The 23,989-nt window shown below is 72.0% G+C and carries 22 protein-coding genes; 15 read left to right on the top strand and 7 right to left on the bottom strand.

The annotated features are described in order from the left end of the window. Positions 1-640 (bottom strand): phosphatase PAP2 family protein (locus GXP76_RS20895; protein ID WP_242573090.1); only part of this gene is annotated, 640 nt, incomplete at its 3' end. 181 nt (positions 641-821) lie between these two features. On the opposite strand from GXP76_RS20895, the gene GXP76_RS20890 reads away from it, so the two are divergent. Beyond that, positions 822-1,673 carry a hypothetical protein gene (locus GXP76_RS20890; protein WP_242573089.1) on the top strand — a complete coding sequence of 284 codons (852 nt, stop codon included), beginning with the start codon at positions 822-824 and terminating at the stop codon, positions 1,671-1,673. Positions 1,674-1,748: 75 nt separating this feature from the next. Here the strand turns inward: GXP76_RS20890 and disA are convergent, their stop codons facing one another. Beyond that, complete coding sequence (gene disA / locus GXP76_RS20885) at positions 1,749-2,882, bottom strand: DNA integrity scanning diadenylate cyclase DisA (RefSeq protein WP_078075735.1); 1,134 nt, start codon at positions 2,880-2,882, stop codon at positions 1,749-1,751. Between the two features lie 44 nt (positions 2,883-2,926). Continuing rightward, on the bottom strand, positions 2,927-4,339 hold the full coding sequence (gene radA, locus GXP76_RS20880; protein ID WP_242573088.1) for a DNA repair protein RadA: 1,413 nt from the start codon (positions 4,337-4,339) through the stop codon (positions 2,927-2,929). A gap of 214 nt (positions 4,340-4,553) precedes the next feature. Here radA and GXP76_RS20875 point away from each other — a divergent pair, with 214 nt between their 5' ends. Further along, positions 4,554-6,329, top strand: a complete 1,776-nt coding sequence (locus tag GXP76_RS20875) for a hypothetical protein (RefSeq protein ID WP_242573087.1) — start codon at positions 4,554-4,556, stop codon at positions 6,327-6,329. Positions 6,330-6,354: 25 nt separating this feature from the next. Here the strand turns inward: GXP76_RS20875 and GXP76_RS20870 are convergent, their stop codons facing one another. Next, complete coding sequence (locus GXP76_RS20870) at positions 6,355-7,179, bottom strand: hypothetical protein (protein WP_242573086.1); 825 nt, start codon at positions 7,177-7,179, stop codon at positions 6,355-6,357. 39 nt (positions 7,180-7,218) lie between these two features. On the opposite strand from GXP76_RS20870, the gene GXP76_RS20865 reads away from it, so the two are divergent. The 4 genes from GXP76_RS20865 to ilvD all read left to right on the top strand — a co-directional run bounded on the left by GXP76_RS20865 (position 7,219) and on the right by ilvD (position 11,845). After that, the gene (locus tag GXP76_RS20865) at positions 7,219-8,157 is read left to right on the top strand and encodes a Ppx/GppA phosphatase family protein (protein ID WP_242573085.1); all 939 of its coding nucleotides are present in this window, start codon (positions 7,219-7,221) and stop codon (positions 8,155-8,157) included. A 133-nt stretch (positions 8,158-8,290) separates the two neighbouring features. Further along, positions 8,291-9,193, top strand: coding sequence for a sugar phosphate isomerase/epimerase (locus GXP76_RS20860; protein WP_242573084.1), 903 nt, complete (start codon positions 8,291-8,293; stop codon positions 9,191-9,193). Beyond that, positions 9,190-9,801 carry a TetR family transcriptional regulator gene (locus GXP76_RS20855; protein WP_242573083.1) on the top strand — a complete coding sequence of 204 codons (612 nt, stop codon included), beginning with the start codon at positions 9,190-9,192 and terminating at the stop codon, positions 9,799-9,801. Before GXP76_RS20860 ends, GXP76_RS20855 begins: the two co-directional genes overlap by 4 nt. A gap of 193 nt (positions 9,802-9,994) precedes the next feature. Then, positions 9,995-11,845 (top strand): dihydroxy-acid dehydratase, encoded by a 1,851-nt coding sequence (ilvD, locus tag GXP76_RS20850; protein WP_242573082.1) that lies wholly within the window; start codon positions 9,995-9,997, stop codon positions 11,843-11,845. Positions 11,846-11,908: 63 nt separating this feature from the next. Here the strand turns inward: ilvD and GXP76_RS20845 are convergent, their stop codons facing one another. Beyond that, positions 11,909-14,146 carry a PQQ-binding-like beta-propeller repeat protein gene (locus GXP76_RS20845; protein ID WP_242573081.1) on the bottom strand — a complete coding sequence of 746 codons (2,238 nt, stop codon included), beginning with the start codon at positions 14,144-14,146 and terminating at the stop codon, positions 11,909-11,911. A gap of 140 nt (positions 14,147-14,286) precedes the next feature. Here GXP76_RS20845 and GXP76_RS20840 point away from each other — a divergent pair, with 140 nt between their 5' ends. The 8 genes from GXP76_RS20840 (at position 14,287) to proC (ending at position 20,793) form a co-directional block, all read left to right on the top strand. Beyond that, the gene (locus GXP76_RS20840) at positions 14,287-14,598 is read left to right on the top strand and encodes a peptidase (protein ID WP_242573080.1); all 312 of its coding nucleotides are present in this window, start codon (positions 14,287-14,289) and stop codon (positions 14,596-14,598) included. Between the two features lie 84 nt (positions 14,599-14,682). Next, on the top strand, positions 14,683-15,237 hold the full coding sequence (locus GXP76_RS20835; protein WP_374361878.1) for a hypothetical protein: 555 nt from the start codon (positions 14,683-14,685) through the stop codon (positions 15,235-15,237). 64 nt (positions 15,238-15,301) lie between these two features. Further along, positions 15,302-16,081, top strand: a complete 780-nt coding sequence (locus GXP76_RS20830) for a class I SAM-dependent methyltransferase (protein ID WP_242573079.1) — start codon at positions 15,302-15,304, stop codon at positions 16,079-16,081. A gap of 27 nt (positions 16,082-16,108) precedes the next feature. Continuing rightward, positions 16,109-16,981, top strand: coding sequence for an RNA polymerase sigma factor SigJ (gene sigJ, locus GXP76_RS20825; protein ID WP_242573078.1), 873 nt, complete (start codon positions 16,109-16,111; stop codon positions 16,979-16,981). Positions 16,982-17,026: 45 nt separating this feature from the next. Further along, positions 17,027-18,193, top strand: a complete 1,167-nt coding sequence (locus GXP76_RS20820) for an NAD(P)/FAD-dependent oxidoreductase (protein ID WP_277993635.1) — start codon at positions 17,027-17,029, stop codon at positions 18,191-18,193. A 48-nt stretch (positions 18,194-18,241) separates the two neighbouring features. Then, positions 18,242-19,015: an ABC transporter ATP-binding protein gene (locus GXP76_RS20815; RefSeq protein ID WP_242573077.1), complete on the top strand. Its 774-nt coding sequence runs from the start codon at positions 18,242-18,244 to the stop codon at positions 19,013-19,015. Then, positions 19,012-19,812: an ABC transporter permease gene (locus GXP76_RS20810; protein ID WP_374361866.1), complete on the top strand. Its 801-nt coding sequence runs from the start codon at positions 19,012-19,014 to the stop codon at positions 19,810-19,812. Before GXP76_RS20815 ends, GXP76_RS20810 begins: the two co-directional genes overlap by 4 nt. Before the next feature lie 171 nt (positions 19,813-19,983). After that, the gene (proC, locus tag GXP76_RS20805) at positions 19,984-20,793 is read left to right on the top strand and encodes a pyrroline-5-carboxylate reductase (protein ID WP_242573076.1); all 810 of its coding nucleotides are present in this window, start codon (positions 19,984-19,986) and stop codon (positions 20,791-20,793) included. Positions 20,794-20,814: 21 nt separating this feature from the next. Here the strand turns inward: proC and GXP76_RS20800 are convergent, their stop codons facing one another. Then, entirely contained in the window at positions 20,815-21,405 is a 591-nt protein-coding gene (locus GXP76_RS20800) for a cysteine hydrolase family protein (protein ID WP_242573075.1), read from the bottom strand. A 75-nt stretch (positions 21,406-21,480) separates the two neighbouring features. Here GXP76_RS20800 and GXP76_RS20795 point away from each other — a divergent pair, with 75 nt between their 5' ends. Continuing rightward, positions 21,481-22,479 carry a GlxA family transcriptional regulator gene (locus GXP76_RS20795; protein ID WP_242573074.1) on the top strand — a complete coding sequence of 333 codons (999 nt, stop codon included), beginning with the start codon at positions 21,481-21,483 and terminating at the stop codon, positions 22,477-22,479. Here GXP76_RS20795 and trpS read toward each other — a convergent pair. After that, complete coding sequence (gene trpS / locus GXP76_RS20790; RefSeq protein ID WP_242573073.1) at positions 22,446-23,444, bottom strand: tryptophan--tRNA ligase; 999 nt, start codon at positions 23,442-23,444, stop codon at positions 22,446-22,448. The genes GXP76_RS20795 and trpS overlap by 34 nt on opposite strands. Positions 23,445-23,989: the final 545 nt, after the last annotated feature.

Raw genomic sequence — 23,989 nt, 5'->3', positions numbered from 1 at the left:
GGACCGATCCCGGCCCGGTGTCCGGTCGGACGGCCGGTCCCGGCCCCGCGAACCAGACCACCACACCCGTACGGCTCGTCCGCATCGTCTCGATCAGCGCCCGCGCGGGCCGTGTCAGCGCCAGGACGACGAGCGTGGCGACCAGCCCGCCGAGCACCAGCCCCACCGCCACGTCGTGCGGATAGTGCACGCCGACGAACACCCGCGAGAAGGCGGCGAAGAGCGCCAGCGGGAGGGTGAGGAGCGCGATCTTCCGCCAGGCGATGGCGAGGGCGATCGCGGCCGCCCCGGCGATGGTCGAGTGGTTGCTGGGGAACGACCAGTCGCCGACCGGCGGACAGGTCGCCAGCGACGTCGCCGCCCCGGCGACCGCGCGGCACGGCCGGTCCTCCTGTACGGCGCTCTTGAACAGTTCGCTGCACACGTACGCGACGGCCGTCGCCAGCGGCCCAACTACCGCCACCGCCATGGTCCGTGAGTCCGCGGACCGGGTGCGCCACCAGCTGACGACGAAGAGAGCTCCGAAGATCAGGATCACGGCCTCCGTCCCTATTTCGACGAAGTGCCCTACCCAGGAAGGCGATTGCTGGGCGAGATCAGTAATGTCGCGGTAAAGGCCGCTGGTGACGGAGGGGTCCATGGTTACGGACCGTACCTCCCTCGCTCCGGCTCGCGCATCTCGCCATCGGCGGCCGAACTCATGACGAAAGTGACAAGTAGGGGCACACAGGCGGTCGTAGCGTGATGATGATCCGTAAAACTTGTGGGACGAGCGGCATGTGGGGCGGGAGTTGGCCCCGAACTCTCGTAGAGTTCGGGTCGTGGGATCTATGCGCAATCCGGTCGGGCCGCTTCCCTCCTCCATCTACTGGCGACGGAGGGCAGTAGCGGCGACTCTGATCGCGCTGCTCGCGTTGCTCGTCGTATGGGTCGTCACATCCGGTGGTGACGGCGGCGGGAAGAAGCGCGACGACGGCGCCAACGGGGAAGGCCCCGCTCCCTCCATCACTCCGGGGCCGTCCGGATCCGGACCCGCGATAAGTGAACAGCCGGGCGGACGCGACGAGTCGGGCGAGAACGGCGGCAACGGCGGCGGCGACCAGGGCGGTTCGGACGCGGGCGCGGACGGCGGCGGTGACACCGGCGGTGGTGGTACGGGCGGTTCCGCCGGCTCGGGCGGCTCCGCGAACGGCGGCGGCAGCGCCGGCAGCGGTGGTGACGGCGCGAGCGGCGGCAGCACGGGCGAGCAGGTCCCGGTCGGCTCCAGCCTCCCCGACTGCGCGCCGAGCGCGCTGACCCTGAAGCTGGAGAGCCGGAAGGTCGCCTACGAGCCGGGCGAGAAGCCCACGTTCAGGATCGTCGCCACCAACGGGTCGTCCAAGGACTGCAAGGCGGACCTCGGGCCGAAGTCCGTGGTGCTGACCGTCACCGACGCCGAGAGCGACGAGATCTGGTCCTCCAAGGACTGCCCCAAGATCGGTCAGCTGCTGCTGAAGGTGCCCGCGGGCGGGACCGTCACGCGGACGCTCGTCTGGGACCTCACGCAGAGCGCCCCGCAGTGCGCCACACCCCCGCCGGGCAAGGCCGAACCGGGCACCTACCTGGTGGAGGCGGCGGCGCCGCGCGCGACCGTGAAGCAGGGCCAGACGTCGATCCGCCTGGACAAGGACTGACGCGTACGCGGAAGGGCGGCACCACCGCGTCCGCGGTGGTGCCGCCCTTCTCCGTACGAGGACCCGCCCCGTACCTCAGACGTACCGCTCCAGGATCGACGACTCCGCCAGCCGCGACAGGCCCTCGCGCACGCTGCGGGCCCGCGCCTCGCCCACGCCGTCCACCGTCTGCAGGTCGTCGACGCTCGCCGCCAGCAGCTTCTGGAGCCCGCCGAAGTGCTCGACCAGCCGCTCGATGATGGCGCCCGGCAGGCGCGGCACCTTGGCCAGCAGCCGGTAGCCGCGTGGCGAGACCGCCGAGTCCAGCGTCTCGGGTGAACCGCTGTAGCCCAACGCGCGGGCCACGACGGGCAGTTCCAGCAGCTCGGTGTGGGAGAGCGCGTCCAGCTCGGTCATCGCCTCGGCGACCGTACGGGACCGCTTCGCCGTCGGCTCGGGCACGTAGTCCCGCACGACCAGTTCCCGCTCGGGCTCGACACCCGCGATCAACTCGTCGAGCTGGAGGGAGAGAAGCCGCCCGTCGGTGCCCAACTCGACCACGTACTCCGCGATCTCCGTGGCGATCCTGCGCACCATCTCCAGGCGCTGCGACACCGCCGTCACGTCCCGGACCGTCACCAGGTCCTCGATCTCCAGCGCGGAGAGCGTGCCCGCGACCTCGTCCAGCCGGAGCTTGTACCGCTCCAGGGTCGCGAGGGCCTGGTTGGCGCGCGACAGGATCGCGGCCGACTCCTCCAGGACCCGGCGCTCGCCGTCCACGTACAGCGCGATCAGCCGCATCGACTGGGACACGGAGATGACCGGGAACCCGCACTGCTTGGACACCCGGTCCGCCGTGCGGTGGCGGGTGCCGGTCTCCTCGGTCGGGATGGAGGCGTCGGGGACGAGCTGGACGCCGGCCCGCAGAATCTTGGTGATGTCTTTGTCGAGGATGAGCGCGCCGTCGAGCTTGCACAGCTCGCGGAGCCTCGTGGCGGTGAACTCCACGTCCAGCACGAAGCCGCCCGTGCACATCGTCTCGACGGTCTTGTCCATACCCAGGACGATGAGACCGCCGGTGTTCCCCCGGAGGATCCGCTCCAGGCCGTCACGCAGCGCCATGCCGGGCGCCACGGCGCTCAGTGAGGCGCGCATCAGCGCTTCGGTGCCGGATCCACCGGAGCCACCACCGGACTTTCCGGGTGCTGCTGCCCGGTCGTTGGCTGCCACTGCACTCCTCCGGCTCGTACGGATGGGCGAGACCAGGGCAAAGTCTACCGGCGGTCCCCGCCGTCCCGTGGGGCCTCCGTCCGACCCCGGCGCGGAAGCACGCTCAGAGCCGCCCCCATGTCGGCGACTTCCGTGACCTTCATCCCGGCCGGGATCTTCCCCGGATCGGTCGGGACGAGGGCGTGGGTGAAGCCCAGACGGTGCGCCTCGGCCAGTCTGCGCTGGACGCCCGTGACCCTTCTGACCTCGCCCGCGAGGCCCACCTCGCCGATCGCGACCAGATTCGTCGGCAGCGGGGTGTCGCTCGCCGCCGAGGCCAGGGCGAGCGCGATCGCCAGGTCCGCGGCCGGCTCGGACAGCTTCACACCGCCGACCGTCGCGCTGTAGATGTCGCGCTTGCCCAGGGCGCTGATCCGGCCGCGTTGCTCCAGGACGGCCAGCATCATCGAGACGCGGGAGGTCTCCAGGCCGGACGTGGTGCGCCGGGGGGAGGGGATCTGCGAGTCGACCGTCAGCGCCTGCACCTCGGCCACGAGCGGGCGGCGGCCTTCGAGCGTGACCGTCAGACAGGTGCCGGGGACGGGCTGGTCCCGGCGGGTGAGGAAGAGACCGGAGGGGTCGGCGAGGCCCGTGATGCCCTCGTCGTGCAGTTCGAAGCAGCCGACCTCGTCCGTCGTGCCGTACCTGTTCTTGACGCCCCGGACCAGCCGCAGCCGCGCGTGGCGGTCGCCCTCGAAGGACAGCACCACGTCCACCAGGTGTTCGAGCAGCCGGGGGCCCGCGATCGCGCCGTCCTTGGTGACATGGCCGACGAGCAGCGTGGACATGCCCCGCTCCTTGGAGGCCCGGATGAGCGCGCCCGCGACCTCCCTGACCTGGGCCATGCCGCCGGGCGCGCCGTCGATCTCCGGCGACGCCACCGTCTGTACGGAGTCGAGGACGAGCAGCGACGGCTTGACCGCGTCGAGATGCCCGAGGACGGCCGAGAGATCCGTCTCGGCCGCGAGATAGAGATGGTCGTCGATGGCCTTGATGCGGTCCGCGCGCAGCCGCACCTGGCTCGCCGACTCCTCGCCCGTCACATACAGCGTGCGGTGCTCGGAGCCGGCCGCCTTCGCCGCGACGTCCAGGAGCAGCGTGGACTTGCCGACGCCCGGTTCACCGGCCACCAGCACGACGGCACCCGGCACGAGCCCGCCGCCGAGGACGCGGTCCAGCTCGTCCACGCCCGTCGAGCGCGCCGTCGCCGTGCGGCCGTCGACCTGGCCGATCGGGAGGGCCGGGGTGCTGACCCGGCCGACCGCAGTCGTCCGTACGGCGGGCGCGCCGTACTCCTCGACCGTGCCCCAGGCCTGGCACTCGGGGCAGCGGCCGAGCCACTTGACGGTCGTCCAACCGCAGTCGGTGCAGCGGTAGGACGGCCGGTCCTTGGCGGATTTCGTACGGGCGACAGCCATGGCGCCACCGTATAGGCGACCACTGACAGCCCTTACCGCGGTGGCCGGTTCGGCGGTCTTGGCCCCGGAGGCGAGCCGGTCGGGAGCCAGGAGGGCGGGCCGGGACACGGCCAGGAAAGTGCCAGGAAACGGCCACGGAAGACGTTTCACCCGTATGGATGAAAAGTAGGCGAGGGTGGGGAGGGTCGTGCGCTCCCGTGTCTACCGTCGCCGGGTGACGAGCAGCAGACTGGAGCCCCCCACCTACACCACCGGCGCACACCGTGCGCCCCGTCGCGCGCCCCGATCGGAGACGCGCCGGCCGCCCGTGCGCTACGAGCCCTATCTGGACGGGCTGTTCACGTACTGCCTCTCCGTACTGTGCGACCACGACGCCGCCACCGAGGTGTTGGGCGAGGTCCTGGCCATCTCCGAGCGCCATTACGGGCGTTGCCCGGCGGACGCGGGCGGGCGCGGGGCCTGGCTGTACGCGCTGGCCCGCTGGGCCTGTCTGCGGCGGCTCGGCGAACGGCGGGGGAGCCGCCCGGGGGCGCACTCGGGCCGCCGTCGCGAGCCGGGCGGGGATTCCGGGGCCGACGCGGGGGCCGGCGTCCCGCCGGAGGTCGCCGAGCGCCGGCGGCGTGAACTCGCCACGCTGGCCTGGCCCGAGGCCGCCGGCACGACCCCCGAGCAGCGCGAGGCCCTCGAACTCGCCGTACGCCACCGGCTCGGCGCGCGCGAGATCGCCGCCGTCCTGTCCCTGCAACTCCTGCCGGCCCGCGAACTGCTCAACTCCGCCGCCTGCGAGGTCGAGCGCACCAGGGCCGCGCTCGCCGTCGTCGAGACGGGCAACTGCCCCGCCGTCGCCCGTCTCACCGGCGACGACCAGGTACTGCTCTCGTCCGCGCTCCGCCGCGAACTCGTCCGGCACGTGGACGACTGCCCGCGCTGCCGCCGCGCCGCCGAGCGCGCCGAGGCGGCGGGCCCCTGGCCCGGCTCGGCCGCCGCCGCGCGCGCCGCCCGGCCCACGCACTCCGGCGTGCCCTCCTGGGCGGCCTCGCCCGCGGTCCTGCCGCTCGTCGAGGCCCCCCGGGCCGCGGCGTACACCGCCATGACGAACACCCCGCGCGCCCGTGCCACGACCCCGCGCTTCGGCCGCGACGGCTTCCCCATGGATCCCAAGGACCGCGCCGCCCGCCGGGACCGGCTGCGCTCGCGGGCCGTCACCACCACCGTCGTGGCGACCGTCGTCGCCGCGCCCGTGCTCGCCCTCTGGGCGGCGTACCGGGGCGCGCCGCCGACCGGCGAGGGTCACGGCGGGACATCGGTCAGCGCCGGGGAAGCCGAGCGGCGCGGTACGCAGGGCGCCCATCCGTACGACGACTACGACAACTACGAGAACGCGGGCAATGCCGAGGACCGGCCCGGTGACCCCTTCGCCACCGGCAGCCGTGACCCGGACGTCTCGGTCGAGGTCATCAGCGACGGGACGGGCGCCCCGTCCGGCACCCCCGGCACGGGTTCGGGGCGGCTCGCCGTCACGGCGGAGTCGACCGGTGACCGTACGAGGATCACGCTCACCGCGACCGGCGGCGAGCCCGTCTCCTGGTCGGCCTGGACCAGCGCGTCGTGGCTGCGGCTGAGCCGCACCTCCGGCACGCTCGCGCCCGGCAGGTCCGTCACCGTCCACGTCCACGTGGACCACTCCCGCGAGCCGTCCGGGCCCTGGCGCGCCCGGATCGGGCTGACCCCGGCGGGCTCGGTGGTCGCGATCAGCGGTTACGGCTCCAGGCCGCCGTCCTCGACGCCGCCGGGCACCGGCGGTCCCGGCCCGAGCGACCCGGGCGAACCGACCGATCCGGGCCCCTCCGACCCCACCGGCCCGCCGCCGGGCTCGGGCGACCCGACGGACCCCGGCACCGGTCGGCCGAGCGATCCGCCGTCCCCGCCCGGCGATCCCGGGGACCCGCCCGGTCCGGGCGGGCCGGACGCGCCGCCCACGTCGCCGTGAGCGCGCGCCCCTTCATACGCGGGTGTCAGTCCGCCGGAGTCGGGTCCGCGGGGTGCGGGGCGACGAGCGGCAGCGCGCTCGCCAGCCGTGCCTCGCACAGCTCGGCCAGTGCTTCGTACCCCGCCTTGCCCATCAGTTCGGTCAGCTCGGGCGCGTACGTCCGGTACACCGGCTCGCCGGCGCCGTGCGCCGACGTCGCCGACGTGCACCACCAGTGCAGGTCGTGCCCGCCGGGGCCCCAGCCCCGCCGGTCGTACTCGCCGATCGTCACCTGGAGCACCCGCGACTCGTCGGGCCGGTCGATCCAGTCGTACGTACGCCGGACCGGCAGCTGCCAGCAGACGTCGGGCTTCGTCTCCAGCGGCTCGCGGCCCTCGCGCAGCGCCAGGATGTGCAGCGAGCAGCCCGCGCCACCGGCGAAGCCGGGCCGGTTCTGGAAGATGCAGGAGCCGTCCCAGCGACGCGTCTTGCGGGCGCCGTCGTCGTCCGTCTCCGTCCAGCCGCTCTCCGCCCCCACGTCGTGGAACTGCCACAGCTCCGGAGTGAGGCGCTTCACATGCCCGGCGACGCGTTTCTCGTCGTCCTCGTCGGAGAAGTGCGCCCCCAGCGTGCAGCAGCCGTCGTCGGCGCGGCCCGCCTCGATGCCCTGGCAGCCGCTGCCGAAGATGCAGGTCCACCGCGAGGTGAGCCAGGTCAGATCGCAGCGGAACACCTGTTCGTCGTCCGCCGGATCGGGGAACTCGACCCATGACCGGGCGAAGTCCAGCCCCTTCTCGTCGGACGGACCCTGCTCGTGCTGCTTCTTCGCGCGCCCGGCTTTGCCCGGCTTCGCCTTTTTCGTCTTTGGCACGACTCCAGCGTATGCGTGTCGTCGCAGTAGCGTTCGCCCATGAGACTCGGAGTTCTCGACGTCGGTTCGAACACCGTCCACCTGCTGGCGGTCGACGCCCACCGCGGCGCGCGACCGCTGCCCGCCCATTCGCACAAGACAGAGCTGAGACTCGCCGAGCTGCTCGACGCGGACGGCGCGATCGGGCCCGACGGTGTCGAGCGGCTGGTGGCGACGATCGCCGAGGCGCTCCAGGCCGCCGAGGACAAGGGCTGTGAGGCGGTGCTGTCGTTCGCCACCTCCGCCGTGCGCGAGGCGAGCAACGCCGACCAGGTGCTCGCCAGGGTCAAACAGGAGACGGACGTCGACCTCCAGGTCCTCAGCGGCGACGAGGAGGCCCGGCTGACCTTCCTCGCGGCGCGCCGGTGGTTCGGCTGGTCGGCCGGGAAACTGCTGGTCCTGGACATCGGCGGCGGCTCGCTGGAGATCGCCTACGGCATCGACGAGGAACCGGACGCCGTGGTCTCCCTGCCCCTGGGCGCCGGCCGTCTCACCGCCGCCTGGCTGCCAGGGGACCCGCCCGAGCCGCAGGACGTACGCGCGCTGCGCCGTCATGTACGGGCCCAGATCGCCCGTACCGTCGGCGAGTTCGCCCGATTCGGCGAGCCGGACCATGTCGTGGCCACCTCCAAGACCTTCCGGCAGCTCGCGCGGATCGCCGGGGCGGCCCGCTCCGCCGAGGGGCTCTACGTACAGCGCGATCTGAGCCGCAAGGCCCTGGAGGAGTGGGTGCCCAGGCTGGCGACGATGACGTCCGCGCGGCGTGCCGGGCTGCCCGGCGTCTCGGAGGGGCGGTCGTCCCAGCTGCTCGCCGGCGCGCTCGTCGCCGAGGCGGCGATGGATCTGTTCGGTGTCGAGGACCTGGAGATCTGTCCGTGGGCGCTGCGTGAGGGAGTGATCCTGCGACGGCTGGACCAGCTCCCTACGACGGAGGTCTGACGTTCGCCTCTTCAGGAGGCCGTCCGGAGCAGGCACCGCGGGGACGTCCTCCTGAAGAGGGTGAGCCGTTGCTCTCGTCACTTTCCGCTGTGATGCCCGCGAAGGCGACTGCCGGTGCCCGTACCCTGTCTGCGTGGCAGAACCAGTGGTACGCATCCCGGATGCGAAGGTCGCCCTGTCGACGGCCTCCGTCTATCCGGAGTCCACGGCGACGGCCTTCGAGATGGCCGGGCGCCTGGGGTACGACGGCGTCGAGGTCATGGTCTGGACGGATCCCGTCAGCCAGGACGTCGAGGCCCTGCGCCGCCTGTCCGACTACCACCACGTGCCGATCCTCGCCATCCACGCGCCATGTCTGCTGATCACACAGCGTGTCTGGTCGACGGACCCGTGGACCAAGCTCCAGCGGGCGCGGTCGGCCGCCGAGCGGCTCGGCGCCTCCACCGTGGTCGTGCACCCGCCGTTCCGCTGGCAGCGCCAGTACTCCCGCGACTTCGTCTCCGGCATCTGGCGGATGGCCGACGAGACGGACGTGCGCTTCGCCGTCGAGAACATGTACCCGTGGCGCTACCGGGACCGCGAGGTGCTCGCGTACGCCCCCGACTGGGACGTGACGAAGGACGACTACCGCCACTTCACCGTCGACCTGTCGCACACAGCCACCGCCCGCGCCGACGCGATGTCCATGGTCGACCGCATGGGCGACCGGCTGGGCCACGTCCATCTCGCCGACGGCAACGGCTCGGCCAAGGACGAGCACCTGGTGCCGGGACGCGGCAACCAGCCCTGCGCCGAACTGCTCGAACGGCTGGCCGGCGGCTCCTTCGACGGTCACGTCGTGATCGAGGTCAACACCCGGCGCGCGATGTCCTCCGCCGAACGCGAGGCCGATCTGGCGGAGGCGCTGGCCTTCACCCGGCTGCACCTGGCGTCGTCGGCAGGTTCCGGCGCGGCGTCCGCCGCCGGGCCCCCGGCGGAGAGCCGGGCCCCGCAGCCCCGCCTGTCCCACGGCCGGCCCCGGATCCGCCGCACATGACCGGTACGGCCCCGCGCCGCCGTGGCCGCCCCGCACGCTCGGACGCGGACACCGGCCCCGGCGCCCGCGAGCGGATCCTCGACGCGGCCCGCAACGAGTTCGCCGAGCGCGGGTACGACAAGACGTCCGTGCGGGGCATCGCGAAGGCGGCCGGCGTGGACCCCGCCCTCGTGCACCACTACTTCGGTACGAAGGACGAGGTCTTCGGCGCGGCCATCGAGGTCTCCTTCGAACCGGCGCTGGTCCTTCCCGCGCTGCTGAGCGGCGGTGAGGAGGGCATCGGCGAGCGGCTCGCGCGCTTCTTCATCAGCGTGTGGGAGAACCCGGTGTCCCGGGCCCCGCTGCTCGCGATCATCCGTTCCGCCGTGACGAACGAGGCCGCGGCGGCCATGCTGCGCAAGTTCGTGCTGCGGCGGCTGCTGGAGCGGATCGCGGTCGAACTGGACGTACCGGACCCCACCCTCCGCGCCGAGCTGGCCGCCTCCCACATGATCGGGATCGCGATCCTGCGGTACGTGCTCAAGGCGGAGCCGCTGGCCTCCGTGGACACGGAGGAGATCGTCAGGATCGTGGCGCCGACACTCCAGCGGTATCTGACCGAGGCCTGAGCGGCCGACGCCCGAGCGGCCGAGGCCCGAGCGGTCCGAACCAGCCCGGACCGGGGCGGACCGCCACCGGACCGCCCGACCGAAAGCTGAACGGTCGTCCCGCATTCCGGAACGACCGTCCAGATCTTGGAGCGGTGGGCGTAGGCTCGAAAAAGTCATTCCCACCGAGGAACTGCCGAAGGAGCGAGCGACGATGCCCGAGCTGAGGTCCCGCACTGTCACCCACGGCCGCAACATGGCGGGCGCGCGCGCCCTTATGCGGGCGTCGGGCGTAGCGAGCGAGGACATCGGCAAGCCGATCGTCGCCGTGGCCAACTCCTTCACGGAGTTCGTCCCCGGACACACCCACCTCGCCCCCGTCGGCCGGATCGTCTCCGAGGCGATCGCCGCCGCGGGCGCCGTGCCGCGCGAGTTCAACACGATCGCCGTGGACGACGGCATCGCGATGGGCCACGGAGGCATGCTCTACAGCCTGCCCTCGCGTGATCTGATCGCCGACTCCGTCGAGTACATGGTCGAGGCGCACTGCGCGGACGCGCTGATCTGCATCTCCAACTGCGACAAGATCACCCCGGGCATGCTGATGGCCGCCATGCGCCTCAACATCCCCACGGTCTTCGTCTCCGGCGGTCCGATGGAGGCCGGCAAGGCCACCCTCGTCGACGGCACGGTCCGCAAGCTGGACCTGATCAACGCGATCTCGGACGCCGTGAACGAGTCCGTCTCGGACGAGGACATGCTCCGTATCGAGGAGAACGCCTGCCCGACCTGCGGCTCCTGTTCCGGCATGTTCACCGCGAACTCGATGAACTGCCTCGCCGAGGCCATCGGTCTCGCCCTGCCCGGCAACGGCTCGGTCCTCGCCACGCACACCGCGCGCAAGGCGCTGTACGAGAACGCGGGCGCCACGGTCGTCGACATCACCAAGCGCTACTACGAAGGCGGCGACGAGACCGTCCTGCCGCGCAGCATCGCCACCCGCGCGGCGTTCGACAACGCGATGGCGCTCGACATCGCCATGGGCGGCTCCACGAACACGATCCTGCACCTCCTCGCCGCCGCCCAGGAGGGCGGTCTCGACTACGGCCTGGACGAGATCGACGCCGTCTCGCGCCGCGTCCCCTGCCTGGCGAAGGTCGCGCCGAACGTGGCGCCCGGCGGCACGTACTACATGGAGGACATCCACCGGGCCGGCGGCATCCCCGCCATCCTCGGCGAGCTGTACCGGGGCGGCCTCCTTGAGGAGGGCGTGCACTCGGTGCACTCCGACTCACTCGACGAGTGGCTCAAGACGTGGGACGTGCGCGGCGGTTCACCCTCGGAGGAGGCCGTGGAGCTGTGGCACGCGGCCCCCGGCTGCAAGCGCTCGGCGACAGCTTTCTCCCAGTCCGAGCGGTGGGACACGCTCGACCTCGACGCCGAGGGCGGCTGCATCCGCTCCGTGGAGCACGCGTACTCGAAGGACGGCGGACTCGCCGTGCTGAAGGGCAACCTGGCCGTCGACGGCTGTGTGGTGAAGACCGCGGGCGTGGACGAGTCGATCTGGACCTTCGAGGGCCCGGCCGTCGTCTGCGAGTCGCAGGACGAGGCCGTCGAGAAGATCCTCCGTAAGGAGATCAAGGAGGGCGATGTGATCGTCATCCGTTACGAGGGCCCGCGCGGCGGCCCCGGCATGCAGGAGATGCTCTACCCCACGTCGTATCTGAAGGGCCGGGGCCTGGGCAAGGCGTGCGCCCTGGTCACCGACGGCCGCTTCTCCGGCGGTACGTCGGGCCTCTCGATCGGCCACGCCTCGCCGGAGGCGGCGTCCGGCGGGACGATCGCGCTGGTGCGGGACGGCGACCGCGTCCGGATCGACATCCCGGGCCGCTCGATCGAACTGCTCGTCGGGGACGACGAGTTGGCGGTCCGGCGCGAGGAGCTGAACGGGGTGTACGAGCCGGCCGCACGCGAGCGCAAGGTCTCCGTGGCGCTGCGCGCGTACGCGGCGATGGCCACGAGCGCGGACAAGGGCGCGGTCAGGGACATCTCCCGGCTGGGCTGACCCTGACACCCCCTGGCACGGCCGGACGGACACGGACATGAGGACCCCGGCACCCGGTGCGCGTCACCAGGTGCCGGGGTCCTCGCTGTCCACGGCGAAGACGGACCCGTCCGGCGCGCCGGCGTAGACGCGGCCGGGAGCGACGGCGGGGGCGGGCAGCGACGCCATGTAGGCGAGCTTGCCCGACAGCAGACGGGGCTCCGTACGCCCGATCAGCGCGCCGTCCGCCGTGTCGACCGTGATCAGCCGCCCGTCGGCGGCGGAGAAGTAGAGCCGGTTCCCGGCGGTCACGACGGGCGGGGACGAGCGGGCGACATCGGTCTCCAACTCCCAGCGCGGCTCGGCGTTCCGGCCCTCGCGGGTGGTGTCGACGGCCAGCAGGGTCCCGCCGCGCGCCAGGAGGTACGCGGTGCCGTCGCGCACGGTGAGCTGCGCCTGGGGCAGGGCGTAGGGCAGCGGGACACGGCGCACGTTCCCGCTCGCGGGGTCGAGGCGCACGACCGCGTCCGTCAGCGAGTCCTGGTCGAACGAGGAGAGGAACAGGACGCCGCGCTCGGTGGCCACCGGCGTGAGGTATCCGTCGAGCCGGCGCTGCCACGCGAGCCGGCCGGTCTTCGGTTCCACCGCGCTGACCAGTGTGGTGCGGCCGTCGCCCGACTGCTCGGCGGCGTAGGAATGACCGGTCCCCGCACTGTGGAGGGAGAGGACGGGATCGGAGTGTCCGGGCAGCCGGTGTTCCCAACGGGCCTTGCCCGTCGCGCTGTTCAGCGCCTCCACCTGCCCGTCTTCCTTCACGAGCAGGACGGAGTCGTCGGCGTGGTGGACGCCGCCCCGGTAGACGGTGAGGCCCTTGCTCCAGACCTCGGTGCCGTCGTCCTTCTCGTACGCCCGCAGCCGCGAGCCGTTCGACGTGGTGAGGACGGCGTGCACCAGGCCGCCGGAGACGACGGGTACGTCCGTGCCCTCGGCGCCCGCGCCCTTCGACCAGATCACCCGCCCGTCGGCGGGGTCGAGCCGGGCGGCGGCGACGCCCCGCGTCGAGCAGAGCAGCGTCGCCGAGGCACCGGAGAGGCTCGGTGTGTACGAACACGCCGGTGTGACGCCCCGCTCGGCGGCGTCGCCGACGGACGGGGCCCGCCACGGCTCGAAGGCCGTGCCCGCGGCTTCCGCCGCGCCGGAGCCCGCCGGGCCGCCGGGCGGTGTCGGCTTGTCGTCGAAGCCCTGCGCGGCCCAGAGGCCGCCGTACACGAGCACGACCACGCCGACCGCGAGCGCCGGCCAGGTGACCCGGCGTCGGCCGGCCACGGTCTTCGGCCCTGCCGGTTCCCGTTCCTTACCCTGGCGCGCGCCCCGCTCCGTACCCGGGCGCGACTCCGTGGCCGGACCCGTCGCCGTACCCGACGCGGACGCGCGCGCGGACGACGAGTACGCCCCGACATGGGTGCGCTGCTCCCTGCCCGGCGTCGTCGACGACCGCTCCACGGAACGCCGTTGAGCCGGTATGAAGGCGTCCGCCTCGTACGACGGCGGGCGCAGCTCCGACATGATCTCGTCCGGCGTGGGACGTTTCTCCGGGTCCTTCGCGAGACACCGCCCGACCAGCGGCGCCAGATCGGCGGGCAGACCGACCAGATCCGCCTCGTCGTGCACCACCTGGTAGGCGACGATGTACGGGCTGTCCGAGTCGAACGGCCCGCGGCCGGTCGCCGCGTGCACCAGCAGCGAGCCCAGCGCGAACACGTCCGCCGCGGGCCCCACTTCACGCGGGCGCTGGAACTGCTCGGGCGCCATGTACGGCGGCGAGCCGATCAACTTCCCCGTCTCGGTGCGCAGATCGCTGTCGACCGGCCGCGAGATGCCGAAGTCGATGACCTTGGGGCCGTTGTCCGTGAGGAGTACGTTGCCCGGCTTGAGGTCGCGATGGACGACGCCCGCCCGGTGGATGTCCCGCAGTGCCTCGGCGAGACCCGCCGTCAGCCGGCGCAACTCGGCCGGAGCCATGGGCCCGTTGTTCCTGACCTGCTCGGCCAGGGTCGGGCCCGGGATGTACGAGGTGGCCATCCAGGGCCGCTCGGCGTCCGGGTCCGCGTCGACGACGGGCGCGGTGAACGCACCGCTGACACGGCGCGCGGCGGCGACCTCCTGGCGGAAGCGGGCCCTGAACTCCGGGTCCGCCGCGTACTGCTGGTGCACCACCTTCACGGCGAGGCGCAGCCCCGACGCGGAGCGCGCGAGATGCACCACGCCCATGCCACCGGAGCCGAGGCAGGCCTCAAGGCGGTAACTCCCGGCGTATTCCATGTGTGAGTCCCCCGTGTCGCTTCTGCGAGCGCGCGACTCACGGAGCCTAGTCGAAGGTGCGGCTGTGGCTGAAGGGTCTTGCTAGCCTGCGCGTCGCAGAGAGTGAACATTCAACAAGATCACCTAGGGGGAGGACAGCGATGGCTGTGGAAGAGGTAGGAGAGGCAGCGGAGGTCGCGGAGGCGGGGACTCTCGCCGCGGCCGATGTCAGGTATCCGATCGCACCGGGTTACCGCGTCAACGTCCGCTCGGGGCCCGGTACGCACTACTCGCTGGTACGCGTCCTGCCGTACAACGCGAGGGTCCCGATCAACTGCCAGAAGGCCGGCCAGTCCGTGTCCGGGCCGTACGGGACGTCGAACATCTGGGACAACATCGCCAACGGCGAATTCGTCTCGGACGCCTATGTGAAGACGGGGAGTGACGGGTACGTCGCGCCGCGCTGCGCCTGAGCCGGGGCTCGCTCCCTGCTCGGTCCCGGCCCCGGCCGGGCTCTCGCTCACAGGGATAATCGTCCTGTGAGCGAGAGCAAGAGCGTGAACGCGCCCGACAGCGCCGGAGCCACCGGGACCACCGCCGCGGCTGCGGCCACGCCGCCCGCGGACGGCGGCACCGGCGGCCCCCGGCCCGAGCCGATCCGCTTCTTCGGCACGACCTGGCTCGCCCGCGGCGGCGGCTACGCGGCGCGCCGTGTCGCCGTCTCCGCCGGCTCACTGGCCGCCGCCGTCGGCGCGTGCCTCCTGCTGCGCTTCGCCTTCGAGGGCCTGGAGATGGCGAAGGCCGGCTCCTTCGCCGGCGTCCTCGTCATCGTGATGTTCGCGGTGTGCAGCGCCATCGCCTTCCGCAAGACCTGGGAAGGCTTCTCCAAACGCCCCGCCGACCCCGCCCGCGACGAGTCGCTGCGCAGCCTCAAGGCGATCGGCTTCATCGGCTCGCTGACCGCGTACTTCCTGCGCTCGCTGGCCGAGGCACCGGGGGAGGGACTGCGCCGTACCGAGTACGAGACCGCCGTCACCCGGTACGAACGCCGGCGCACCGCCCGTACGCGCAACCCGGCCGCCCGCAGAGGCAAGCGCCCCCGGCGCACGTGAGCGCCCGCCGGACCCGGCGAACCCGTCCGGCCATCGAGAACACACCACGCGGCAGGATGGACCCATGACCGATCGCGCGCTCTCCTTCGACGCAGTCGCCGGCCAGTACGACGCCGCCAGGCCCGGCTATCCGCCGGTCCTCTTCGACGCCGTCGAGGAACTGTCCGGCCGCTCACTGCGAGGCTCCCGCGTGCTCGACGTCGGCGCCGGGACCGGCATCGCCACCCGCCTGCTCCGCGAGCGCGGCGCCGACGTCACCGCCGTCGAACCGGGCCCAGGCATGGCCGCGCGACTGCGCCGCACCCTCCCCGGCACCCCGCTGGTCAGGGCGCTCGGCGACGCCCTGCCGATCGCGGACGCGTCGGTCGACCTGGTGACGTACGCCCAGTCCTGGCACTGGACCGACCCGGCCCGCTCCGTGCCCGAGGCCCTGCGGGTGCTGCGGCCCGGCGGCGCGCTCGCCCTGTGGTGGAACATCGCCGACCCGGCCGTGCCCTGGGTCGCCGCACAGGAACGACGGCTGCACCTGGTCGCCGGCGCCGGAGCCCACAGCTCCGAAGGCCGTCGCGCCGAGAGCCCGCCGGACGGACTGCCGCGCGTACGGCGCGAAATGCGCTGGACGCGCACCGTCCCGCTCGACACCCACCTCGCCAACCTCGGCAGCCACTCCCTCTTCCGGGTGCTCGGCGACGACGCCACGGCGGAATGTCTCGCCGGGGAACGCGCCGAGCTGCTCAAGGTCTTTCCGGGCGGGCTGGTCGAGGAGACGTACGTGGTCGAGCTGACTGTCACACTTCGCCCCTCCGTGTCGTCTGTCGTGCAGGGCCCCTCGTCCCGGGCCTGACACCGGCAGGGAGAGGAGCACCGGCTCATGGCCGATCTGGCCGAATTCGAGCGGCAGCGGAAGAGGCTCTGGGGCATCGCCTACCGCATCACCGGATCGGTCGCCGACGCCGAGGACGCCGTCCAGGAGTCCTGGCTGCGCTGGCAGCAACTGCCCGACGGTGAGGCGGACGATCCGAAGGCGTATCTGACGACCGTCGTCAGCCGGCTCTGTTACGACCAGCTCGGCTCCGCGCGCGCCCGCCGCGAGTCGTACGTCGGGCCGTGGCTGCCCGAGCCGGTGGTCACCGAGAGCGGACCCGAGGACCGGGTCACACTGGACGAGTCCGTCGGGCTCGCCATGCTCACCGTGCTGGAGCGGCTGACGCCCGCCGAACGCACCGCGTTCATCCTGCACGACGTCTTCGCCGTGCCGTTCAAGGAGATCGCGGAGGTGGTGGGGCGCACGCCCGACTCCGTACGGCAGCTGGCCTCCCGCGCCCGCCAGCGGGTACGGGCCGAGGCACCCCGCCGCTCCGTCGACCGGGGCGAACACCGGCGGGCCGTCGACGCGTTCCTGTCGGCCGTGCTGGGCGGGGACTTCGACGGCCTGCTGGAGATCCTCGACCCCGAGGTGGTGTGGCGTTCGGACGGCGGCGGCAAGGTCATGGCGGCCAGACTGCCCATCCTCGGGGACGAGAAGGTCGTCCGCTTCACCCGGCGCCTCATGCGCGACTTCGACCCCGAGACGATGCACGCCCTCGTACGGGAGGTGAACGGCTCCCCCGGAGTGGTGCTGGTCGACCCCGTCGGCGGACAGAGCGCCGTCTTCGGGTTCAACGTGCACGGTGGGCTGATCACCGAGGTCGACGCCGTGATCAACCCGGAGAAGCTGCGCCACCTCGACCTCGGGAGTCTGTGACCGCACTCACTGTTACATCCGGGCGCCCCGCGTCGTCCCCTTTGTATGACACCCACCAACGCCTCTCCCTCGCCCTTCCCCTCCTCCCCGTCACCCCGCGGCCCGTCCGCCGCAGAGACCGGAGAGAAGCGCGTCGTCGTGGTCGGCGCGGGCTACGCGGGACTCATGTGCGCGCTGCGCCTCGCCCCGCACGCCCACGTCACCCTCGTCGACCCCGCCGACCGGTTCACCGAACGCGTCCGGCTGCACGAACGCGCCGCCGGACGCCCCGACGTCACCCACGCACTCGGCCCGTTCCTCCGCCCGGCCGGCGTCACCCACGTCGCCTCCCGCGCGGCGGTCCTCGACCCCGGTGCCCGCGAGGTCCACACCGACGACGGCCGGGTCCTTCCGTACGACCGGCTCGTCCTCGCCCTCGGCAGCCGCACCCGGTCCGTCGAACCCGGCGACCGCGACCGGGCCTACACCGTCGAGTCCGCCACCGAACTGCACAAACGCCTCCAGGACGGTCCCGGCACCCTGACCGTCGTGGGCGGCGGCCTCACCGGGATCGAACTGGCCACCGAACTCGCCGAGACCCACCCCCACTGGCGCGTCGGCCTCCTGACGAAGGACGTCGTCGGACCGGGGCTCTCGGACAAGGGCCGCGCCCATGTCCGCGCGGCGCTCGCGGCCCGGGGCGTACGGGTCGAGGAGGGCCGCGGGGCCTCCGGCCCCGACGACATCGACACCGACGTCGTCGTCTGGGCCGCCTCCATGACCCCCAACACCGAACCGGCGCGCGCCGCCGGGATCGCCACCGACGCCGGGGGACGCGTCGAGGTCGACGCGGCGCTGCGGTCCGTGTCGCACCCGGACGTGTACGCCGTCGGGGACTCGGCCGCCGGACACAGCGCCACCGCCGGTTCGCTGCGCATGGGGTGCGCCGCCGCCCTTCCCGGTGGCTCGCAGGCCGCGACAGCGATCGTCGCCGACCTGCGGGGCGAGGAGCCCGAACCGCTCGGCTTCTCGTACCACCTCCAGTGCCTGAGCCTCGGCCGCCGCGACGGACTGGTCCAGTTCGTACGGGCCGACGACTCGCCCCGCGACCGCGTCCTCACCGGCCGCCCGGCGGCATACGTGAAGGAGGGCATCGTCCGCTCGACGGTCGGCGTGCTGAGGATGGCGTCCCGCCGCCCGGAACTGCTCCCGCGCGTCCCGGGGTTCGGCTGAGCACCCCGCCCTTGACGGTGCGGCGGAGGCGGGAGCATTATTCATCGCATGATGAATAAACCCGAGGCCGCCATCCGCGCCCGCGGTCTGCGCGTCGTACGAGGCGAACGCACCGTGCTGCGCGACCTCGACTTCGCCGTACCGCCCGGCCGGATCACCGGTCTCCTCGGCCCCTCCGGCTGCGGCAAGTCCACGCTGATGCGCGCCGTCGTCGGCACCCAGGCCAAGGTCACCGGCACCCTGGACGTCCTGGGCCGCCCGGCCGGCGACGCCGCGCTCCGCTCCCGCATCGGCTATGTCACCCAGGCACCCTCCGTCTACGACGACTTGACGGTCCGTCAGAACCTGGACTACTTCGCGGCGATCCTCCACCCGGGACGCTCCCACCGCGACGCCCGCGAGGAGTCCGTCCACCGCGCCATCGCCGACGTCGACCTCACGTCCCACGCCGACGCCCTCGCCGGCCGGCTCTCCGGCGGCCAGCGCAACCGCGTCTCCCTCGCCGTCGCCCTGCTCGGCACGCCCGAACTCCTCGTGCTCGACGAACCGACCGTCGGCCTCGACCCCGTACTCCGCCGCGACCTGTGGGAACTCTTCCACCGCATCGCCGCCGACCGCGCGGCCAGTCTCCTCGTCTCCTCCCATGTGATGGACGAGGCCGAACGCTGCCACCGCCTCCTCCTCATGCGCGACGGCGACATCCTGGCCGACGACACCCCCGATGCCCTGCGCGCCCGAAACGGCTCCGAAACGGTCGAAGACGCCTTCCTCCACCTGGTCGACGAGGCCAACGCCCACGCACTCCAGGAGACCCCCCGGTGACCACCGCCCCGACCTCGAACCCGGCCGTGACCCCGGAACAGGCCCCCGCGCCCCGCGCCTTCTCCGGCGCCCGGACCCTGGCCACCGCGGGCCGAGTCCTCAATCAGCTCCGCCACGACCCCCGGTCCATCGCGCTGATGATCCTCGTCCCGTGCGTGATGCTCTTCCTCCTGCGCTACGTCTTCGACGCCGACGAACGCACCTTCGACGCCATCGGCGCCTCACTCCTCGGCATCTTCCCGCTGATCACGATGTTCCTGGTCACCTCCATCGCCACCCTCCGCGAGCGCACCTCCGGCACACTCGAACGCCTCCTCGCCCTGCCCATCGGCAAGGCCGACCTCATCGCCGGCTACGCCCTCGCCTTCGGCACCCTCGCCGTCGTCCAGTCCCTGCTCGCCACCGGACTCGCCGTCTGGGGCCTCGGCCTGGACGTCATCGGCTCACCCTGGCTGCTCCTGCTGGTCGCACTCCTCGACGCCCTGCTCGGCACGGCACTCGGACTCTTCGTCTCCGCCTTCGCCTCGTCCGAATTCCAGGCGGTCCAGTTCATGCCGGCGGTGATCTTCCCCCAACTGCTGCTCTGCGGACTGTTCACCGCACGCGAGAACATGCACCCGGTACTCGAAGCGGTCTCGAACGTCCTGCCCATGTCCTACGCCGTCGACGCGATGAACGAGGTCCTGCGCCACTCCGACGTCACCGGCGACTTCGTACGTGACGTCGTGATCGTCGCCGGCTGCGCGGTCCTGGTCCTCGTCCTCGGCGCGGCGACCCTCCGCCGCCGCACGGCATAGGCCCGGCCGACCGGTCCGGCCGGTCCGAACCGGTACGCCGTTCCGACACTCGGACATCGCGAGCCCACCCCCGTCGCCGGTGCGAGGATGGGCCCGCATGTTCCGTACGACGGCTCGGACCTGATCCGGACGACAGGCGCCAGAACCACCCCACCGGCGAGGTGACCCCGCATGACAAAGACCATCGCAGTGCTCGGTACCGGCAAGATCGGCGAAGCCCTCCTCAGCGGCATGATCCGCGCCGGCTGGCGCGCCGCCGACCTTCTCGTCACCACCCGCCGCGCCGAACGCGCCTCCCAGCTCCGGGACCGCTACGGCGTCGAACCCGTCACCAACGCCGAAGCCGCCAAGCGCGCCGACACCCTCATCCTCGCCGTGAAGCCCCAGGACATGGGCAAGCTGCTCGACGAACTCGCCCCCCACGTCGCCGCCGACCGCCTGGTCATCAGCGCCGCCGCGGGTATCCCCACGGCGTTCATCGAAGAACGCCTCACCACCGGCATCTCCGTCGTACGTGTCATGCCCAACACCCCCGTCCTCGTCGATGAAGGCATGTCCGTCATCTCCGGCGGCAGCCACGCCACCCCCGCCGACCTCAACCACACCGAAGAGATCTTCGGCGGCGTCGGCAAGACCGCCCGCGTCCCCGAGTCCCAGCAGGACGCGGCGACCGCCCTCTCCGGCTCGGGCCCGGCGTACTTCTACTTCCTCGTCGAGGCGATGACCGACGCAGGCATCCTCCTCGGCCTGCCCCGCGCCCAGGCCCACGACCTCATCGTCCAGGCCGCCATCGGCGCCGCGGTCATGCTGCGCGACAGCGGCGAGCACCCGGTGAAGCTCCGTGAGGCCGTGACCTCCCCGGCGGGCACCACCATCAGCGCCATCCGCGAACTGGAGAACCACGGCGTACGAGCCGCGCTGATCGCCGCCATCGAAGCGGCCCGCGACCGCAGCCGCGAACTCGCCTCCGGCAACAGCTGACCGCCGCTCCCCGGCACACGGTCAGACGGACGCCGCCTTCACCACCTCCTCCGTCGTCACGACCTTCGCGAAACCACCACCCTGCAGCGACACCGCCGTCGCCCGCGCCAGCTCCTGCGCGCTCAACTCCCACCCCCACGGCCCCTCCTGGCCGAAGGTGTACGTCGCGTCGAGCGCGAAGAACACCTCGTACCCGAGATTCCCGGCCATGCGCGTCGTGGTCTCCGCACACATGTTGGTCTGGATCCCCGCCACCACGAGCTGCCCGATCCCCGCCGCCTTCAGCCACGCACCCAGATCCGGTGTGCCGTAGAAGGCGGAGTTCACGCTCTTGACCACCAGCAGCTCCGATTCGGCCACGCCCTTCCCTCGCCGCCGCTCGACGTACTCCTTGAAGCCGTTCCCCTCGTACCCCGGCCGCAACGGTGAGTCCGGCGTGGTCGAGTCGTGCCGGGTGAACACGACCGGCCGCCCACTCGCCTGCCACGTGTCGATCAGCGCGGCGATGTTGCCGTCCGCCTCCGGGTTGTTCCGCACACCCCAGTACTCCACCTCCTCGAATCCCCGCTGCACATCGATGACCACCAGCGCCGCGTTCTCAGCTATCTCCATGGGCCCCATGCTGCCGCCGGGCACGGCCCTCCTCCAGAGGTACAGAAGTCAGCGGTCGATGGTTTACTGCCACCCATGGCCGACGCACCCGCCACTCCCCAACGCATCGCCCTCCTCGCCTTTCCCGGTATCCGTGCCTTCGACGTATCGGTCATCACCGAGGTCTGGGGCGTCGACCGCACCGACCGGGGCGTGCCCGCCTTCGATCTCCACCGCCCGGCCGCCGACCCCGCGCCCATCGCCCTGCGCGGCGGGCTCACCCTCACCCCCGACCGCACCCTCACCTGGCTCAGCCGCGCCGACCTGATCGTCGTCCCCGGCCTGGACGACCACCTCACCCCGGCCCCCGCGCCCGTACTCGACGCCCTCCGCCGCGCCCACAGCCGGGGCACACCGATCGCCGCACTCTGCGGCGGCGCCTTCACCCTCGCCCAGGCCGGCCTCCTCGACGGCCGCCGCGCCATCACCCACTGGAACCTCACCGGACTTCTCCGCGAGCACCACCCCCAGGTCACCGTCGTCCCCGACGCTCTCTTCCTCCACGACAGCAACATCTGGACCTCGGCCGGCACGGCGGCGGGCATCGACCTCTGCCTCCACCTCGTGCGCACCACGCACGGAGCCGAGACAGCGGCGACCATCGCCCGCTCGATGGTCACGGCGCCCTACCGCACCGGCACCCAGGCCCAGTTCATCGAGCGGCCCACGCCCCGCTCCGACCGCGACGAGGACGCCCTCGCCGCCGTACGCGAATACGCCCTGCACCACCTCGACCGGCCGCTCACCGTCACCGGCCTCGCCGCCCACGCGGGTATGTCCCCCCGTTCCTTCGCCCGCCACTTCCAGGCCACCACCGGCACCACGCCCCTGCGCTGGCTCATCACGCAGCGCCTCGCGGCGGCACAGAAACTCCTCGAACGCACCGACCTCCCCATGGCCGAGGTCGCGGGCCGCACGGGCTTCGGCAGCGAGGTGACCATGCGCCAGCACTTCGCCGGCCACCTCGGCACCAGCCCGCGCGACTACCGCGCCGCCTTCCGTCAGCCGGCAGGCAGAAGCCCGATCGCCTCATAGGCGGCATCCACCACCGGCCGGGCCATCCCCCTGGCCCGCTCCGCACCCTCCTTCAGAACCTGGTCCACATGACCGGGGTCCGCCGCGAGCTCCGCATGCCGCGCCCGGACCGGCCGCAACAGCTCGATGACGGCCTCGGCCGTGGCTTGCTTCAGTGAGCCGTACGACTCATATACACCGGCCAGCTCAGTCGGGTTCCCGCCCTCGCACGCCGCAAGGATCTCCAGCAGATTCGCCACCCCAGGCCTGCCGACCGGGTCGTACTCGACCTCGCGCCCGCTGTCCGTGACGGCCCGCATCACCTTCCTGCGCACCACGTCCGTCTCGTCCAGCAGATAGACGATCCCGGCCCCGGACTCGTGCGACTTCCCCATCTTCGAGCTCGGATCCTGCAGATCCATGACCCGGGCGGCCACCGGCGGGCGCGTGGCCCTGGGCACGGTGAACGTCGGCCCGTAGCGGAGGTTGAAACGCTCGGCCAGGTCGCGCGTCAGCTCCACGTGCTGCGTCTGGTCGTCACCGACCGGCACCTCGTCGGTCCGGTACGCGAGGATGTCCGCCGCCATCAGCGCCGGATAGGTCAGCAGCGACGTCCGCACACCCTGCCCGGCGGCCTTGGCACGTAGGGACTTCTCCTTGTACTGGATCATGCGCCGCAGCTCGCCGTCGGTCGCCGTGCACTCCAGCAGATAGGAGAGCCGGGTGTGCTCGTCCACATGACTCTGAACGAACACCGTGCACCGCGCCGGATCCAGCCCGGCCGCCAGCAGCAGCGTCGCGGCCTGCCGGCTGAGTCTGCGCACACGGGCCGGATCGTGTTCGACGGTCAGGGCGTGCAGGTCGACGATGCTGAACAGGGCGTCCGCCCGGTACTGGTCCACCTCCGCCCACCTGCGTACGGCTCCGAGGTAGTTGCCCAGCGTCAGATGGCCCGTCGGCTTGATCCCGCTGAAGATTCGCGTCATCTCTGTCGTCCCACTCCTGGTCGGAGCCGCCGCGGTGGAGACCGGGCTCCCGAACCTCCGAACAGGGGGAGAAACGCGAACGGCCGCCAGAGCGGCGGCCGTTGATCGCACACGTATCAGCAGGCCGCCGTCAGACGGCCCGCCAGCTGTAGTTGCACGCATGCGTGGTCATGGGTGCCAGCGTACGCCGCCCGTACCCCGACGACCCGAAGTTGACACCCCCCGGACGCGAACGTAATGTTCTCCGAGCTGTCCGACGTGAGCATCGACCCCGGTCGATCCCCGGACGGTCATTCCGCAAGACCACTGCAAACGTGCGACATCCGGTCGCTCTCTTTTGCGTGCGCATTTGCGAAATGAGGAATCCGCGTTCGAAGGGACGCGAACCCCGATTAGCGTCGGGGGAAAGGTTCCGCTAAAGTCTCACTCGTCGGAACGGCCGCAGGGCCGGAAAGACAAACCCGCTGACTGGGAATCAGGCGCCGAAAGGTTCTGATAGAGTCGGAAACGCAAGACAGTAAGACCGAAGGGAAAGCCCGGAGGGC

The organism is Streptomyces sp. NP-1717 (assembly GCF_022695985.1).
Lineage (GTDB): Bacteria > Actinomycetota > Actinomycetes > Streptomycetales > Streptomycetaceae > Streptomyces.
Note: the sequence above shows the minus strand (reverse complement) of the source record. Positions and strands in the feature narration are given on the sequence as shown.